This is a genomic window from Streptomyces sp. BoleA5, from assembly GCF_000373665.1.
Taxonomy (GTDB): domain Bacteria; phylum Actinomycetota; class Actinomycetes; order Streptomycetales; family Streptomycetaceae; genus Actinacidiphila.
This window is the reverse complement of record NZ_KB892146.1, coordinates 1-16,060: the sequence shown is the minus strand read 5'-3', so window position 1 is coordinate 16,060 and position 16,060 is coordinate 1. Positions and strand designations below refer to the sequence as shown.

Below are 16,060 nucleotides of genomic sequence, written 5' to 3'. Positions count from 1 at the left end.
GGACGTACGAGTGGTGTTCTTTGCGGGCCCTTCGCCGGCCCGAAAGATCCGCGCAACCCCAGGGAGAGCCATGGCCGCCCTTGCCCGCTGGTGCCTCGACCGCCGTCTCGCCGTCGTCCTGCTGTGGCTCGTCGCCCTGCTCGGTCTGTCCACGGCCGCCCTGGTCGCCGGGTCCGCCTACTCGAACGACTACGACATCAAGGGCACCGACTCCAGCAAGGCCACCGCCCTGCTGAAGGAGGCCTTTCCGGGCTCGGCCGGCGACAGCGACACGATCGTCTGGCACACCGACAAGGGAACCGTCGGCGTCGCGTCCGTCAGGGAGCGGCTGACCGGCACGCTGGACGAGGTGGCCGAACTCCCCGGGGTCGCCTCGGTGACCAGCCCCTACGGCACCGAGGGCGCCGCGCAGATCAGTCAGGACGGGCACACCGCCTACGCGACCGTGATGTTCGACAGGCCCACGGACGACTTGCACGCCGACCAGGTGCGCAAGGTCGTCGACACCGCGAGGGCCGCCGCCGACGACAACACCCAGGTCGCCCTCGGCGGTGGCGCCATCGCGCTCACCGAGGGCGGCGGCGGGCACATGAGCGAGGCCGTGGGCGTCGCCGTGGCGGCCGTGGTGCTGCTGGTGGCCTTCGGCTCGCTCTTCGCGATGTTCATGCCGATCATCACCGCGCTGGTCAGCGTGGGCACCGCGTACATGGCGATCGAGCTGCTCGGCCACCTGATCAGGGTCGCCGACTTCGCGCCGATGCTCGGCATGCTCATCGGCCTGGGCGTCGGCATCGACTACGCCCTGTTCATCGTCACCCGCCACCGCAGAGGCCTCAAGCAGGGACTGCCCGTACGCGAGGCCGCCGAGCAGGCGGTCGCCACGACCGGCCGGGCGGTGGTCTTCGCCGGCGGCACGGTCTGCGTGGCCCTGCTCGGCATGCTGATCCTGCGGCTGTCCTTCCTCAACGGCGTCGCGATCGCCGCCTCCCTCACCGTGATCCTCACCGTCGCCGCATCGGTGACGCTGCTGCCCGCACTGCTGGGCACCATCGGGTTGAAGGCGCTCAGCCGCCGGGAGCGGCGCCGGCTCGTCGAGCACGGGCCGTCGCCCGAACTGCCGACCGGTTTCGCGGCCCGCTGGTCCGCCTTCGTCGAACGGCACCCCAAGGTGCTCGGAGCGGTCGCCGCCGTCGTGATGCTCGTGCTGGCCCTGCCCACGACCTCCCTGCACCTGGGCGCCTCCGACCAGGGCAACAGCGCCGCGGGCACCACCACCCGCCAGGCGTACGACATGCTCTCCGAGGGCTTCGGGCCGGGCTTCAACGGCCCGCTGCAACTGGTCGCCACGTCCGGTGACGCCGCCGACCGCGCGGCGCTGGAGCAGCTCACCGCCGTCCTGGCGCGCACCGAGGGCGTCGCCGCGGTGCACATGGAGCAGCCGCAGCACGGCAGCGGGCCGGACGTCATCGACGTCGTCCCCACCACGTCCCCGCAGGACCAGGCCACCGACCGGCTCGTCACCCACCTGCGCGAGGACGTCATCCCCGAGGCCACCGAGGGCACCTCCCTGCAGGTGTACGTCGGCGGTGTCACCGCGGGCTACGCGGACTTCGCCTCGGTGATCGTCGGCAAGCTGCCGCTCTTCGTGGGCTCCGTCATCGGCCTGGGCTGCGTACTGCTGCTGCTGGCCTTCCGCAGCTTCGGCATCCCGCTCAAGGCCGCGGTCATGAACATCGCCGCCGTCGCCTCGTCCTTCGGCATCGTGGTCGCGATCTTCCAGTGGGGCTGGGGGAGCGAGCTGCTGGGGCTGGGGGCGGCCGGCCCCATCGAGCCCTTCCTGCCGGTGATCATGGTCTCGGTGCTCTTCGGGCTCTCCATGGACTACCAGGTCTTCCTCGTCAGCCGCATCTACGAGGAGTGGCGCGAGACCCGTGACAACCGCCGCGCGGTCCGGGTGGGCCTCGCGGAGACCAGCCGCGTGATCAACTCGGCCGCGGTCATCATGATCTCCGTCTTCCTGGCCTTCGTGCTCAGCGGCGACCGCGTGATCGCGATGTTCGGCATCGGGCTGGCGGCCGCCGTCGCACTCGACGCCTTCATCCTGCGGACGCTGCTCGTACCGGCGCTGATGCACACGCTGGGCGACTGGAACTGGTGGCTGCCCAGGTGGCTGGAGCGCCGGCTGCCGCGGATCTGCATCGAGGGCCCGGCGGAACCCGCTCCGGCCGCCGCGGACGAGGCCGACTCTCAGAAGGCTCTCATAATCTGACCGTACGGTTGCCGCCCATGGAGACCACCAAGACCCACGGGCCGGAAGCCGGCGAACTCGACGCGGACCGCGGGCCCGACCGGACCGAGGACGACGGCGCGACGGACGCGACCGCGCCCGGGACCGCACCCGAAACGGCGTCGCCCGGCGCCGCGCCCGCCACGTCCGGCGAGCCGCAGGACCTCGACGAGCACGACGACGTCGACGAACCGGAGACCCCCGGCAGTGCGGACGCCCCCGCCGGGGTCGTCCCCGGTGCGGCGGCCGTCGTCGGCGCCGCCCTCGGCCTCGCGTCCCTCACCGGAACCTGGCTGGGCACCGTACTGGCCGAGCGGCGACAGCTGATCGGGCAGATCAACACCTCCTCGGGCAGCCCCGCCCAGCAGATCGAGCAGATATACGGCGCGCCCTGGCACACCACGGCCGCCGTCAACGGCGTCTGCGCGCTGGTCGCCCTCGTCGTCCTCGGCGCCGTGCTGCTCGCCGGCCGGAACGCCGCGCCGTGGGTGCGCGCGGTCGCCTGGGGCGGTCTCGCCCTCGGCGTGCTCGGGCTGTGCGTCGCCGCCGGGACGTGGTTCGACCTCTTCGGGGGGCTGCCGAGCGTGGCCGGCACCCCGGTCTCGTCCGGCGGCTGAGGCCTTGGAGGAGGGCGGCGCCCGGGCCCCGGCGGCCTGAGCGGTCCGCCGCGCGGGCTAAGGCGTCCGCACCCCCGAAGCCTGGGCGGTTGCCCGATGTGGTCCACCCCCCTTGGGGACGAGGCTGATGGCACGGAGAAGACCTCCGGACCATCGGTCCCGAACCCGAGGAGCAACGGATGTACACCCACGAACTGCTGGGCCGCGAGAAGGCGGAGCGACTGCTGCGCGAGGCCGCCCGGTACCGCCTGGCCCGTCAGGCACGCGAGGGCGCCCGCGCCGCCGCCGGCCGCCGTGCGACCGCCGCCGGCCACGACGAGGGAAGGCGGCACGCCAGGAGGGCCGGCCGGCTCATCCGGCGGCTGAGGGCCGCCGGATGAGCACCGCGGTGCCGGTGGAAACAGGTACCGCGCCGTCAGGGCCCCGTGCGATGCTCGGGACCGTGCAGAACCAGTCGGTCAGCCCGGTGTTCATCGGACGCACCCGCGAACTGACCCGCCTCACCACCGCGCTCGCCCGCGCTCATGCGGGCGAGCCGCAGGCGCTGGTGATCGGCGGCGAGGCCGGCGTCGGCAAGACCCGGCTCGTCGAGGAGTTCCTCGCCGCGGCCGAGGACGGACCGGCGACCGTCACCGCCGTGGGCGCCTGCGTGGAGATCGGCGCGGACGGGCTGCCGTTCGCGCCCGTCGCGACGATCCTGCGCGCCCTGCACCGCCGGCTCGGCGACGAACTCGTCGCCGCGGCCGCCGGCAGCGAGACCGAACTCGCCCGCCTGCTCCCGGGGCTGGGCGGGTCGGACGGTCCCGATCCGCTCGCGGACCAGCGCGACGAGCACGGCCGCGCCCGGCTCTTCGAGCTCACCTCGCGGCTGCTGGAACGGCTCTCGGAGGAGCGCACGCTCGTCGTCGCGCTGGAGGACCTGCACTGGGCCGACCGCTCCACCCGCGAACTCCTCGGCTACCTGCTGCGCTCGCTCTCCCGCGGCCGGCTCGTCGTCCTGGCGACCTACCGCTCCGACGACATCCACCGGCGCCACCCGCTGCGGCCCTTCCTCGCCGAACTCGACCGGATGCGTTCCGTCGCGCGCCTCGAACTGTCCCGCTTCACCCGCGCCGAGGTCCGCGCCCAGGTCGCCGGCATCCTCGACTCCGAGCCCTCCCCCAGCCTGGTCGACCGGGTCTTCGGCCGCTCCGACGGCAACCCCTTCTTCGTCGAGGAACTGGCCTGCAGCATCACCCAGGGCTGCCGCACCGGACTCAGCGACAGCCTGCGCGACCTGCTGCTCGTCCGCGTCGAGACACTGCCCGAGACCGCGCAGCGCGTCGCCCGCGTCGTCGCCGAGGGCGGCTCCGCCGTCGAGTACCGGCTGCTGGAGGCCGTCGCCGGGCTCGGCGAGGACGACCTCATCGAGGCCCTGCGCTCCGCCGTGGGCGCCAAGATCCTGCTGCCCACCGACGACGGCGACGGCTACCGCTTCCGGCACTCGCTGGTCCGCGAGGCCGTCGGCGACGACCTGCTGCCCGGCGAGCGCAGCCGCATCAACCGCCGCTACGCGCGGGCCCTGGAGACCGACCCCGCTCTGGTGCCCGCCGACGAACTCCCCGCCAGGCTGGCCAGTTACTGGTACCACGCCCACGAGCCCGCCAAGGCGCTGCCCGCCGTGCTGGCCGCCTCCGTCGAGGCGCGGCGCCGTCACGCCTACGCCGAACAGCACCGGCTGCTCGAACGCGCCCTGGAACTGTGGGACGACACCCCCGTGGACGTCCGCGAGGAACTGCGGCCGGTCGACTACGTCGAGGTCTTCCCGCCCGCGACCCTGGCCTTCGGCACCGGGGACCCCGGCGGCTGCCACCCGGACGGCGCGCCCCTGCAGTACATGGACCTGCTCGCCGAGACGACCGTGGCCGCGCGCCTGAGCGCCGACCGCGAGGGCGCCTACGAGGTCACCAAGCGGGCGCTGCGGCTGCTGGAGCGCTCCGGCGACCCGCTGCGCGCGGCCTGGTTCTGGATCCAGCGCTCCCGGCTGATGGTCGCCATGGGCCGCGGCGACGGCTGGGCCGAGATCGCCGAGGCCCAGGAACTCGTCCGGGGGCTGCCGCCGTCAGCGGTCCACGCCGAGGTGCTGGAGAGCGCCGCCGGCTGGGACATGATGCACGACCCGGGGCCGGACAGCATCGCCATGGCGGAGCGCGCCATCGAACTGGCCCGGCTGGTCGGCGCCGAGGAGACCGAACTGCACGCCCGCGTCACCCTGGGCATCCTGCTCGCCGACGCCGGTGACGCCGACGCGGGCATCGCCGAACTGGAGGCCGCCCGCGCACGGGCCGCCGCCGCACGGTACGGCAGCCTCACGGTGAACACCGACGCCAACCTCGCCGCCCTGCTGGAGGCCGTGGGCCGCTCGGAGGAGGCGATCGCGGTGGCCCGCAGGGGAGTGGAGAGCGCCACCCGCCACGGGCTGCGCGACGGCGTCACCTTCGCCTCCGCCAACCAGGCCGAGTCCCTGCTCGCCCTCGGCCGCTGGGACGAGGCGGTCGAGGTCGCCGCCCGCGGCCGGGAGAACACGAACCACGCCCTGTACCTCGGCTGGGCCGCGACCCTGCTGGCCCATGTCGCCGTGCGACGCGGGGAGTACGACCGCGCCGAGGCCGAGGTCGCCGCCGCACGGGACCATCTGGGCCCCCAGGACCACCAGCCGCAGAACACCCTGCCGCTGCGCCATCTGACCATCGCCGTCGCCGCCGGGCGGGGACGCTTCCTGGAGGCGAGGGCCGCGGTACGGGCCGCCCTGGAGGCCGGGTTCCCGCCCGCGTTCCACCGCTACGTCTGGCCCATGCTGCACACCGCGGCGACCGTCGAGGCGGACGCCCTGGGGCTGCCCGGCGCGGAGGCGGGACGCGCCGAGATGCTCGCCCTGATACGCAAGGCGGCGGGCCGGCTGCCCCGGTTGTCCCCGGTGTGGGCCGCCCACGCCCTGTTCGTCGAGGCGGAACTGCTGCGCGCCGAGGGGGGCACGGGCCCCGAGCCCTGGGCGGCCGCCGAGGCGGCGTACACCGCCCTCGACCGCCCTTACCCGCTCGCCCTGGTACGGCTCCGGCACGCCGAGGCCCTGCTCGCCCTGCACGAGCCCGGCGCCCGCGACCGCGCGTCCGCCCTGCTGCGCCGGGCGGGCGAGGTCGCCGACTCCCTGGGCGCCGTCCCGCTGCGCGACGCCGTCCGGCTGCTCGCCCGGCGGGGCCGGCTGGCGCTGGAGGAACCGGAGGCGGCCGCCGCCCCCGAGGCCGCGGAGGAGCCGGAGCCCTTCGGCCTGACGGCGCGCGAGCGTGAGGTGCTGCGCCGCGTCGCCGCCGGCTACACCAACCGCCGCATCGCCGAGGAACTGTTCATCTCGCCGAAGACCGCCAGCGTGCACGTCTCCAACATCCTCGCCAAGCTCGGCGTCTCGGGCCGCGGCGAGGCGGCCGCGCTCGCCCACCGGCTGCGGCTGTTCGCCGGTCGGCCGGGCTGAGTCCCGCCCCCGCGGCAGGCAGGCGCAGGGCTAGCCGGCCCGCGGCGGACGTATCAGGACGGCGCCCGAGTCCAGGTCGACCGGGCCCCGGCCGGGATCGGCGTCCCCCTCCTCGTCACGCACCAGTTCCAGGCGGTTGCGTTCGTCCTCGGCGTGCCTGCGGCCCGGAGCGAACAGCTCGTCCAGCGCGTTGAACATCGCACCCCCAGGGTGTCGTCGGGTCAGCTCACCCGCAGCCGCAGGATGCGGTCGTCGCCCTTGCGGGGATCGCCGCGGCCGTCGGTGTTGCTGGTGGTCAGCAGAAGTCCGCCGTCCGGATCGGCGAGGACGGTGCGGAGGCGGCCGTACTCGCCGACGAGGAAGGCCTGCGGGTCGGCCGCGGCTTTCGTCCCGACCAACGGGATCCTCCACAGGCGGGCGCCGCGCAGCGAGGCCATCCAGATCGAGCCGTCCGCGTAGGCGATGCCGCTGGGCGAGGCGTCGTCGGTGCGCCATTGCGCGACGGGGTCGGCGTAGCCGTCGCGGTGGGCGAGGCCCTCCACGACGGGCCATCCGTAGTTCTTCCCCGGCTCGATCAGATTGAGCTCGTCCCAGGTGTCCTGCCCGAACTCCGCGGCCCACAGCCGTCCCCGGCTGTCCCAGGCCAGGCCCTGCACATTGCGGTGGCCGTAGGAGTAGACGACGGAGTCCGCCTCCGGATTGCCGTGCACGGGCTCACCGTCGGGCGTCATCCGCAGGATCTTGCCGCCCAGGGACTTCCTGTCCTGCGCCAGACCGCGTTCGCCGCTCTCGCCCGTGCCCGCGTAGAGCATGCCGTCGGGGCCGAAGGCGATCCGCCCGCCGTTGTGGATGGCGCCGTGCGGGATGCCGCGCAGGATCGTGTCCGGCGCGCCCAGTTGCTCCCCGGCCGGCTTCGCCGGGTCGTAGAGCATGCGCGCGATGCGGTTGTCCGATTCGGTCGTGAAGTACGCGTACACCAGGTGGTCGGTGGCGAAGTCCCGGGAGACGGCGAGACCGAGCAGCCCGCCCTCGCCTCCCGAGGAGACCCCGGGCACCGTGCCGACGGTGTTCGTGCGGCCGCCGGCCGCGGCCACCCGGACGATGCTTCCGGTGTCGCGGGAGGCCACCAGCAGATCGCCCTCCGCCAGCGCGACCACGCCCCACGGGGTCGTGAGCCCGGTGGCGACCGTGCCGGTCACCTCCGCCGTGCCCTTCGCCGGGGCCGAGGGCTCGTCGGTGCCGCCGGAGGCCGGTGCGGACGCGGAGGCGGAGGCGGAGGCCGGGGGAGCCGGGGTGGAACCACCGTCCTGGGAACATCCGGCGGCGAGCAGCGCGGCACTGGCCAGCGCGGCGGTCACGACGGCGGCACGGCGTCCCACGCTTCCCTCCCGGGGGTTCTCCGGCTCGGACTCCAAGAACATCACATCCATCACTACACCGCCCGGCCCTTGGCGGTTCCCACCGCGGACCGTGGATCTCCCGCGGCCGACCCGCCCCGTCGGCCCCGGTGGCCACCTCAGTCCCAGGAGCCCCGCGCCGGCGGCAGCGCCGCGATCTCCGCGAAGTCCTCCTCGGTCAGCCGCAGTTCCGCGGCCCCGGCGTTCTCCGCCGTCCAGCGCTGTTGCTTCGCCCCGGGTATCGGCACGACCTGCCGCCCCTGTGCCAGCACCCATGCCAGCGCGACCTGCGCGGGCGTCGCGCCGTGCACCTCGGCGACCCTCCGCAGCCCCGCGACGATCGGCTGGTTCGCGGCCATCATCTCGGCCGTGAACCGGGGATGGCGGGCCCGTACGTCGTCGGGCTCGAAGCCCTGGCCGGGGGTGAGCGTGCCCGTCAGGAAGCCGTTGCCGAGGGGCATCGCGGCCATGAAGCCGACCCCGCGCTGCGTGCACCACGGCAGCAGCTCGGCCAGCGCCTCGGGCGACCACACCGACAGCTCCGCCTGCACGCAGCTCACCGGGAAGACCTGCTGGGCGCGGCGCAGCTGCCGCAGTGTCTCGTCGTATATACCCGCGCCCGCGCGCCGGGCCGCCCGGGCGCCCACCGCGCACCACCCCAGGGCGCGCACCTTGCCCGCCGCGACCAGTTCCGCCATCGCGCCCCACGTCTCCTCGACCGGGACCTCGGGGTCGGCGCGGTGCAGCTGGTAGAGGTCGATCACGTCGGTCTGCAGCCGGCGCAGCGACGCGTCGCAGGCCCGCTTCACGTACGAGGGGCGGCCGTTGGCCACCAGGTGCTGCTCGCCGACGAGCAGTCCGCACTTGGTGGAGACGAAGACCTCCCGGCGACGCTCCTTCAGCACCCGCCCCAGCAGCAGCTCGTTGGTGAACGGCCCGTACATGTCGGCGGTGTCCAGCAGCGTCGTGCCGTGGTCGACCGCCGTGTGCACGGCCCGCAGTGACGATTCGCCGTCCTGCCGGGACGCCGTGTAGGCCCAGCTCATCGGCATGCATCCCAGGCCGACGGCGCCCACCTCCAGAGCCGCTGATCCGACCGTCCTGCGCTCCACCTGGCTGACCTCCGCTGACCTCTCGCGCCGCCCCACTGTGCCATAGCCTCCTGACCATGGCTGACATCACCCGGAACCACCGCCCCACGGTCTGGCTCCCGATTCCCGCAGACGACGTCGAAGGGCTCCCCGCCGAACTCGACTACCTCCACTGGGACGGCGACGGGGAGTTCCCGGCCGACCCCGCCGACGCCGCGTTCTACGTGGTGCCCTACATGAAGGGGCCGGAGGTCGCGGGCCGCCCGCTGCCGCGCATGTCCGGGGTGAGGGTCGTGCAGACGCTCACCGCGGGCGTCGACCACGTCACGCCGTTCCTCCGGCAGCTCCCCGCGGGGGTGCGGCTGTGCAACGCCCGCGGGGTGCACGAGGCGAGCACCGCGGAGCTGGCCGTCGCGCTCACCCTGGCGGCCCTGCGCGGCATCCCCCGCTTCGTACGCGGTCAGGACGCCGAGGAATGGCACGCGGGCGTCTACCCGGCCCTCGCCGACAAGCAGGTGCTCATCGTCGGCTACGGATCGATCGGCGCGGCCATCGAGGACCGGCTCACGCCGTTCGAATGCCACGTCACACGGGTCGCCCGGCTGGCCCGGCGGTCCCCGCGCGGCCCCGTGCACGCCCTGAAGGACCTGCCCGGGCTCCTGCCGCAGGCGGACGTGGTCGTGCTGTCGACCCCGCTCACCCCGGACACCCGCCATCTGGCCGACGCCGGGTTCCTGGCCGGGATGAAGGACGGGGCCCTGCTGGTGAACGTCGCGCGCGGACCCGTGGTCGACACCAAGGCGCTCCTCGAGGAACTGGAGGCCGGGCGGCTGCTGGCGGCACTCGATGTCACCGATCCGGAGCCGCTGCCGCCGGGGCACCCGCTGTGGCACGTGCCGGGCGTCCTGATCAGCCCGCACGTCGGAGGCAGCACCTCCGCCTTCCTGCCCAGGGCGAAGCGGCTGCTCCGCGAGCAACTGCGCCGTTTCGCGGCCGGCGAGGACCTCGCCAACGTCGTCCTGACCACCTGAGAACGCCATGGCACCTGGTGCCGCACGCGTGGGGCAGGACGCTACGCGTGGTCACGCTGTGTAGAGGAACTATGTCCCTGAGTGACTGAACTGGTGTATCGTCCCGCACTGGGGGAACACGGCCGGCGTGGCTCGGCGAGCCGCGAACGGGCGTGGGACGACTCAGGACTTGATGGGGGGCGACGGGCGATGCACGGCCAATGGAGAAAGCATCCGACGCTGGACCACGGCACACCGTGCCGGGGACGTTCACGGTCCCAGGGGACGACACCGTGAGCGCGCCCGGTGCGGTCCTCTCGCAGGCCTCCGCGCCGGGCAACCGGACGGGCCTGCTGCCCCAGATGCTGCTGGCCGTACTCTGCGGCGGGTACGCCGTCGGGTCGGCCTTCGGGTGGGGCGGTTCCACCGGGCTGGCCCTGGTCATGGGCGACTTCGGGCTCTCCGTGGCGGCGCTGGCCGCCGCCGTCTCCTGCCTGGTCTACGTCCGCAGGGCCACCACCGACCGGTACCGCCCCGCCTGGGCGCTGTTCGCCGTCTCCTCCGCCATGGTGGCGCTCGGCAACGGCATCTGGGGCTGGTACGAGGTCGTGCTGCGGGGCGACGTGCCGCGCACCTCGGTCGCCGACTTCTGCTTCCTGCTCTTCGCCCCTCCCGCCATCATCGGGCTGCTCGTGCTCGCCAAGCGGCCGGTCACCCGGGCCGGCTGGGTCTGCCTCGGACTGGACGCCTGGCTCATCGGCGGCTCCCTGCTGACCCTCTCCTGGACCCTCGCCCTGGCCCAGACGGCCCTGTGGGAGGGCCACAGCACCGCGCGCATCGCCCTGTCCCTGGCGTACCCGCTGCTGGACATCATGCTGGTGAGCATGGTGCTGGCGCTGCACTTCCGGCGGTCCTCGGCAAACCGGGCGGCGGTGAACACCGCCATCGCCTCGCTGGCCCTCACCGTGCTGTGCGACGCGCTGTTCACCTCGCCCCTGCTGCGCGAGCACTACAACTCCGGCCAGATCCTGGACGCCGGATGGTTCGCGGGCAGCATGCTGCTCGCCTACGCCCCGTGGGTCGGCGAGCGTGGCACCGCCGAGCGGGTCGCGGCCGAGCGGGGGACCGCCGAACGGGAGCAGGAGCAGGGCCGCCGCATGAGCGGGTCGCTGGCGGCCCTGACCCCGTACCTGGCCGCCGCGGTCTGCGTGCTCGGCATCCTCTACAACGTCATCGACGGCCGCAAGAGCGACCGGGTGGTCCTCCTGACCGGCTGCACCGTCGTGCTCGCCCTGGTGGTGCGCCAGGGGATCATGCTGCTGGACAACATGGCCCTCACCCAGGAGCTGGCCCAGAAGGAGAACCACTTCCGGTCGCTCGTGCAGGGCTCCAGCGACGTCATCATGATCGCCTCGCCGACCGGCGCGCTGCGCTACGTCAGCCCCGCCGCCAAGGGCGTTTACGGCTGCGACCCCGAGGAGTGGGTCGGCACCGAGTTCGCCAGCCACATCCATCCCGAGGACCTGGGGCGGGTGGTGCACGAGGTGCGGCGCTTCCTGGCCGCGCACGCGGCCGAGGAACCCGCCACCCGCATCGAGTGCCGCATACGGCACGGGGACGGCAGCTGGCTCAACGTCGAGTCCAGTGTCAACCGCCACCAGGGCGGCCTGATCTTCAACAGCCGCGACGTCACCGAGCGGGTGCGGCTCCAGGCGCAGCTGCAGCACAACGCCTCGCACGACCCGCTCACCGACCTGCCCAACCGGGCCCTGTTCACCGAACGGATCCGCCAGGCGATCGGCGGCCGCCGGGCCGGCGACGGCGACACCGGCACCACGGCGGTGCTCTTCATCGACCTGGACGGCTTCAAGGCGGTCAACGACACCGTGGGCCACCAGGCCGGCGACGAGCTGCTCGTCCAGGCCGCGCGGCGCCTGCAGGACTCGGTGCGTGCCGGCGACACCACCGCACGCCTGGGCGGCGACGAGTTCGCCGCCCTCATCTGCGGCACCAGCGCCGATCCCCATCTGCGCGAGTACCAGGTCCACGAGGTCGCCGACCGGCTCCGCGCCGCCCTCTCCGAGCCCTACCGGGTGGACGGCACCGAGGTCCGGGTGGCCGCCAGCATCGGCGTGGCCTTCGCCGACCCCGGGGTCAGCCCCGGCGAGCTCCTGCGCAACGCCGACCTGGCGATGTACCGGGCCAAGCAGGCGGGCAAGGGTCGGGTCGAGTTGTACGCGCCTGCCATGCAGGCCGAGGTCGTACGCCGCGCCGAGCTCGCGGGACGGCTGCGCACGGCCCTGCGGGACGGCGAGTTCGCCCTGCTCCACCAGCCGGTGGTCGACCTCGGCACCGGCGAGGTGACGGCGGTCGAGGCGCAGGCCCGCTGGCGGTCCGCCCAGGGCATCCTTTTCACCCCCGCCGAGTTCCTGCGGGTGGCCGAGGACACCGACCGGACCGCGCAGCTGGCCCGCTGGCTGCTGGAGGAGGCGGTCGGCCAGGCCGCGCTGCGCCACGCCGCGGGCAGCCCGGTGCCCGTCGCCGTACGGCTGTCCACCCGGCGCCTGATGCACCGCGAGCTGCCCACCAAGGACGTGGAGGCCCTGCTCGAACGGCACGGGCTGCCGCCGGACTCCCTCGTCCTGCAGGTCGCCGACCAGGACCCGCGGATCTCCCTGGACGAACTGGAGCGGCGGCTGACCGCGCTGAGCCGGCTCGGGGTGCGCATCGCCCTGGAGGGCTTCGGCAGCGGTTACGCGCCCATGGACACGCTGCGGCGGCTCCCCGTCGACGTGCTCAAACTGGACCGGGGGCTCACCGAGGGCGTCGCGGAGTCCCCGCGGCTGCGGAAGATCACCGCGGGGCTGCTGCGTATCGCCGAGGACCTCGGGATCCGCTCGGTGGCCGAGGGCGTGGACCGCCCCGAGCAGGTGCTGGCCCTGCGCGAGATGAACTGCACCCACGGCCAGGGCATGGCGTTCTCCGGGCCGCTGGACGAGCACCGGCTGCGCTCCTCGCTGACCCGCGGCAGTTATCCCGTGCCCGGTGGGGCGGTCCCGCCGGACAGCCCCAGGATCTCCGTACGCGGCACACGGAAGGCGGACGAGCTACGCTCAAATAATGAGACGCCCGTCCCACCCGCTTGACACTCCCCGCTCGCGAGGAGGAAGGTCAGTCCCATGCGCACCCGAATTCTCGTACTTGGAAAGCGCGTCGGCTGACCCGGGGCCCCTGACCGCCTCGTGGAACGCACCGACGCGCTCCCCTCGCTTGCCTGCCGGCACGAGGGGTTTTTTGTTGCCTGGGATCCAGACATACCGCCCTCTCCACCCTCAAACTCCTGAGAGATGAGAACCAGATGACCGAGCAGGCCACCGGGGCCCACCACCCGCAGCCGCGGGCCCGCGGCGCCGCGCCGCAGCCCACTCCCGCCGAGCGCGTCACGGGCGCCCAGTCCCTCATCCGCTCTCTCGAGGCGGTCGGGGCCGACACCGTGTTCGGTATCCCGGGTGGTGCCATCCTCCCCGCGTACGACCCGCTCATGGACTCCTCGAAGGTGCGCCACGTCCTGGTCCGGCACGAGCAGGGCGCCGGTCACGCCGCCACCGGCTACGCCCAGGCCACGGGCAAGGTCGGCGTCTGCATGGCGACCTCGGGCCCGGGTGCGACCAACCTGGTCACCCCGATCGCCGACGCCCACATGGACTCGGTCCCCATCGTCGCCATCACCGGTCAGGTGGCCTCCAAGGCGATCGGTACCGACGCCTTCCAGGAGGCGGACATCTGCGGCATCACGATGCCGATCACCAAGCACAACTTCCTCGTCACCGACGCGGACGAGATCCCCCGCACCATCGCCGAGGCCTTCCACATCGCGTCCACCGGCCGCCCCGGCCCGGTCCTGGTCGACATCGCCAAGGACGCCCTGCAGGCGCAGACCACGTTCTCCTGGCCGCCCGCGACCGACCTGCCCGGCTACCGCCCGGTCACCAAGCCGCACGCCAAGCAGATCCGCGAGGCCGCCCGGCTGATCAACGAGGCCAAGCGCCCCGTGCTGTACGTCGGCGGCGGCGTCCTCAAGGCCCGCGCCACCGGGGAACTGCGCATCCTGGCCGAGCTGACGGGCGCCCCGGTCACCACCACCCTGATGGCGCTGGGCGCCTTCCCCGACAGCCACTCCCAGCACGTCGGCATGCCCGGCATGCACGGCTCGGTCTCCGCCGTCGCGGCCCTGCAGAGGGCCGACCTGATCGTCGCCCTCGGCGCCCGCTTCGACGACCGCGTCACCGGCAAGCTCGACTCCTTCGCCCCGTTCGCCAAGATCGTGCACGCCGACATCGACCCGGCCGAGATCTCCAAGAACCGCGTGGCGGACGTGCCGATCGTCGGCGACGCCCGTGAGGTGATCGCCGACCTGATCGTCGCCATCCAGGCCGACCACGACGCGGGCCGGCGCGGCGACTACACCGACTGGTGGAAGCTGCTGGGCGGCCTGCGCGACACCTACCCGCTCGGCTACGACCTGCCCGCGGACGGCAGCCTGTCCCCGCAGCAGGTCATCCAGCGGATCGGCGAGCTGGCCCCGGAGGGCACCCTCTTCGCGGCGGGCGTCGGGCAGCACCAGATGTGGGCCTCGCAGTTCATCTCCTTCGAGCGGCCCAACACCTGGTTCAACTCCGGCGGCGCCGGGACGATGGGCTACGCCGTCCCCGCCGCCATGGGCGCCAAGGCCGGCTGGCCCGGTACGACCGTGTGGGCGATCGACGGCGACGGCTGCTTCCAGATGACCAACCAGGAGCTGGTCACCTGCGCGCTGAACAACATCCCGATCAAGGTCGCCATCATCAACAACGGCGCCCTCGGCATGGTCCGGCAGTGGCAATCGCTCTTCTACAACGAGCGCTACTCCAACACCGTCCTGCACGCCGGTGAGACCAACGCGGGCCGCGGTTCCCACCAGGGCGTCAGCGAGACCCCGCCGACCGGCACCCGCGTCCCGGACTTCGTGAAGCTGTCGGAGGCCATGGGCTGCGTGGGCCTGCGCTGCGAGTCCCCCGACGAGCTGGACGAGGTCATCGAGAAGGCCAACGCCATCAACGACCGCCCGGTCGTCGTGGACTTCATCGTCCACGAGGACGCCATGGTGTGGCCGATGGTCGCCGCCGGCACCTCCAACGACGAGATCATGGCCGCCCGCGACGTCCGCCCCGACTTCGGCGACGCCGCGGACGACTGAGGACCGAGAGAGAAGCAGAGGAACGACGCGACATGTCCAAGCACACGCTCTCCGTCCTGGTGGAGAACAAGCCCGGTGTCCTGGCCAGGATCACCGCCCTGTTCTCCCGCCGCGGCTTCAACATCGACTCCCTCGCCGTGGGCACCACCGAGCACGCCGACATCTCACGCATCACCATCGTGGTGAACGTGATCGAGGACCTCCCGCTGGAGCAGGTCACCAAGCAGCTCAACAAGCTGGTGAACGTCCTGAAGATCGTCGAGCTGGAGCCGTCCGCCGCCGTCCAGCGCGAGCTGGTCCTGGTGAAGGTGCGCGCCGACAACGAGTCCCGGTCCCAGATCGTGGAGATCGTCCAGCTGTTCCGCGCCAAGACCGTGGACGTCTCGCCCGAGGCGGTCACCATCGAGGCCACCGGCGGCGCCGACAAGCTCGAGGCCATGCTGAAGATGCTGGAGCCCTTCGGCATCAAGGAACTCGTCCAGTCCGGCACGATCGCGATCGGGCGGGGAGCACGTTCGATCACCGACCGCTCTCTGCGCGCCCTCGACCGGACCGCATAGCGAGACACCAGACTTGATCCCAGCCCGCGGACGTAGTGTGTGGGCAACCCCCCAGATCACCAAGGAGAGACCCGAAGTGGCCGAGCTGTTCTACGACGACGACGCCGACCTGTCCATCATCCAGGGCCGCAAGGTCGCGGTCATCGGCTACGGGAGCCAGGGCCACGCNCACGCGCTGTCGCTGCGCGACTCGGGGGTCGATGTGCGCGTCGGCCTGCACGAGGGCTCCAAGTCCAAGGCGAAGGCCGAGGAGCAGGGTCTTCGCGTGGTCACCCCCGCCGAGGCCGCGGCCGAGGCCGACGTCATCATGATCCTGGTCCCGGACCCGATCCAGGCGCGGGTGTACGAGGAGTC

General features: G+C 73.0%; 12 protein-coding genes. 9 read left to right on the top strand and 3 right to left on the bottom strand.

Translation table 11 applies throughout. The annotated features are described in order from the left end of the window. Positions 1–70: 70 nt before the first annotated feature. From B085_RS44900 to B085_RS0135785, 4 genes are all read left to right on the top strand, one after another. Positions 71–2,269, top strand: a complete 2,199-nt coding sequence (locus B085_RS44900; RefSeq protein ID WP_018563407.1) for an MMPL family transporter — start codon at positions 71–73, stop codon at positions 2,267–2,269. 17 nt (positions 2,270–2,286) lie between these two features. Next, a complete protein-coding gene (locus tag B085_RS0135795; protein WP_018563406.1) occupies positions 2,287–2,904 on the top strand; it encodes a hypothetical protein in 618 nt (205 codons plus the stop codon). A 179-nt stretch (positions 2,905–3,083) separates the two neighbouring features. Beyond that, positions 3,084–3,284 carry a hypothetical protein gene (locus B085_RS0135790; RefSeq protein WP_018563405.1) on the top strand — a complete coding sequence of 67 codons (201 nt, stop codon included), beginning with the start codon at positions 3,084–3,086 and terminating at the stop codon, positions 3,282–3,284. A 50-nt stretch (positions 3,285–3,334) separates the two neighbouring features. Beyond that, positions 3,335–6,412, top strand: coding sequence for a helix-turn-helix transcriptional regulator (locus tag B085_RS0135785; RefSeq protein ID WP_018563404.1), 3,078 nt, complete (start codon positions 3,335–3,337; stop codon positions 6,410–6,412). 30 nt (positions 6,413–6,442) lie between these two features. Here B085_RS0135785 and B085_RS50280 read toward each other — a convergent pair whose 3' ends face one another. From B085_RS50280 to B085_RS0135770, 3 genes are all read right to left on the bottom strand, one after another. Beyond that, entirely contained in the window at positions 6,443–6,610 is a 168-nt protein-coding gene (locus tag B085_RS50280; protein WP_018563403.1) for a DUF6191 domain-containing protein, read from the bottom strand. Positions 6,611–6,633: 23 nt separating this feature from the next. Further along, positions 6,634–7,770, bottom strand: coding sequence for a PQQ-dependent sugar dehydrogenase (locus tag B085_RS0135775; RefSeq protein ID WP_026251791.1), 1,137 nt, complete (start codon positions 7,768–7,770; stop codon positions 6,634–6,636). A gap of 158 nt (positions 7,771–7,928) precedes the next feature. Next, positions 7,929–8,921 carry an aldo/keto reductase gene (locus B085_RS0135770; RefSeq protein WP_026251790.1) on the bottom strand — a complete coding sequence of 331 codons (993 nt, stop codon included), beginning with the start codon at positions 8,919–8,921 and terminating at the stop codon, positions 7,929–7,931. Between the two features lie 56 nt (positions 8,922–8,977). On the opposite strand from B085_RS0135770, the gene B085_RS0135765 reads away from it, so the two are divergent. The 5 genes from B085_RS0135765 to B085_RS44895 all read left to right on the top strand — a co-directional run. After that, positions 8,978–9,931 carry a 2-hydroxyacid dehydrogenase gene (locus B085_RS0135765; RefSeq protein WP_018563400.1) on the top strand — a complete coding sequence of 318 codons (954 nt, stop codon included), beginning with the start codon at positions 8,978–8,980 and terminating at the stop codon, positions 9,929–9,931. A gap of 272 nt (positions 9,932–10,203) precedes the next feature. After that, positions 10,204–13,056 carry a putative bifunctional diguanylate cyclase/phosphodiesterase gene (locus tag B085_RS0135760; RefSeq protein ID WP_026251789.1) on the top strand — a complete coding sequence of 951 codons (2,853 nt, stop codon included), beginning with the start codon at positions 10,204–10,206 and terminating at the stop codon, positions 13,054–13,056. Between the two features lie 212 nt (positions 13,057–13,268). After that, entirely contained in the window at positions 13,269–15,146 is a 1,878-nt protein-coding gene (locus B085_RS0135755; protein ID WP_018563398.1) for an acetolactate synthase large subunit, read from the top strand. Positions 15,147–15,178: 32 nt separating this feature from the next. Beyond that, a complete protein-coding gene (ilvN, locus tag B085_RS0135750) occupies positions 15,179–15,706 on the top strand; it encodes an acetolactate synthase small subunit (protein ID WP_018563397.1) in 528 nt (175 codons plus the stop codon). A 76-nt stretch (positions 15,707–15,782) separates the two neighbouring features. Then, on the top strand, positions 15,783–16,060 hold a 278-nt coding region (locus B085_RS44895; protein WP_037733156.1), incomplete at its 3' end, for an NAD(P)-binding domain-containing protein.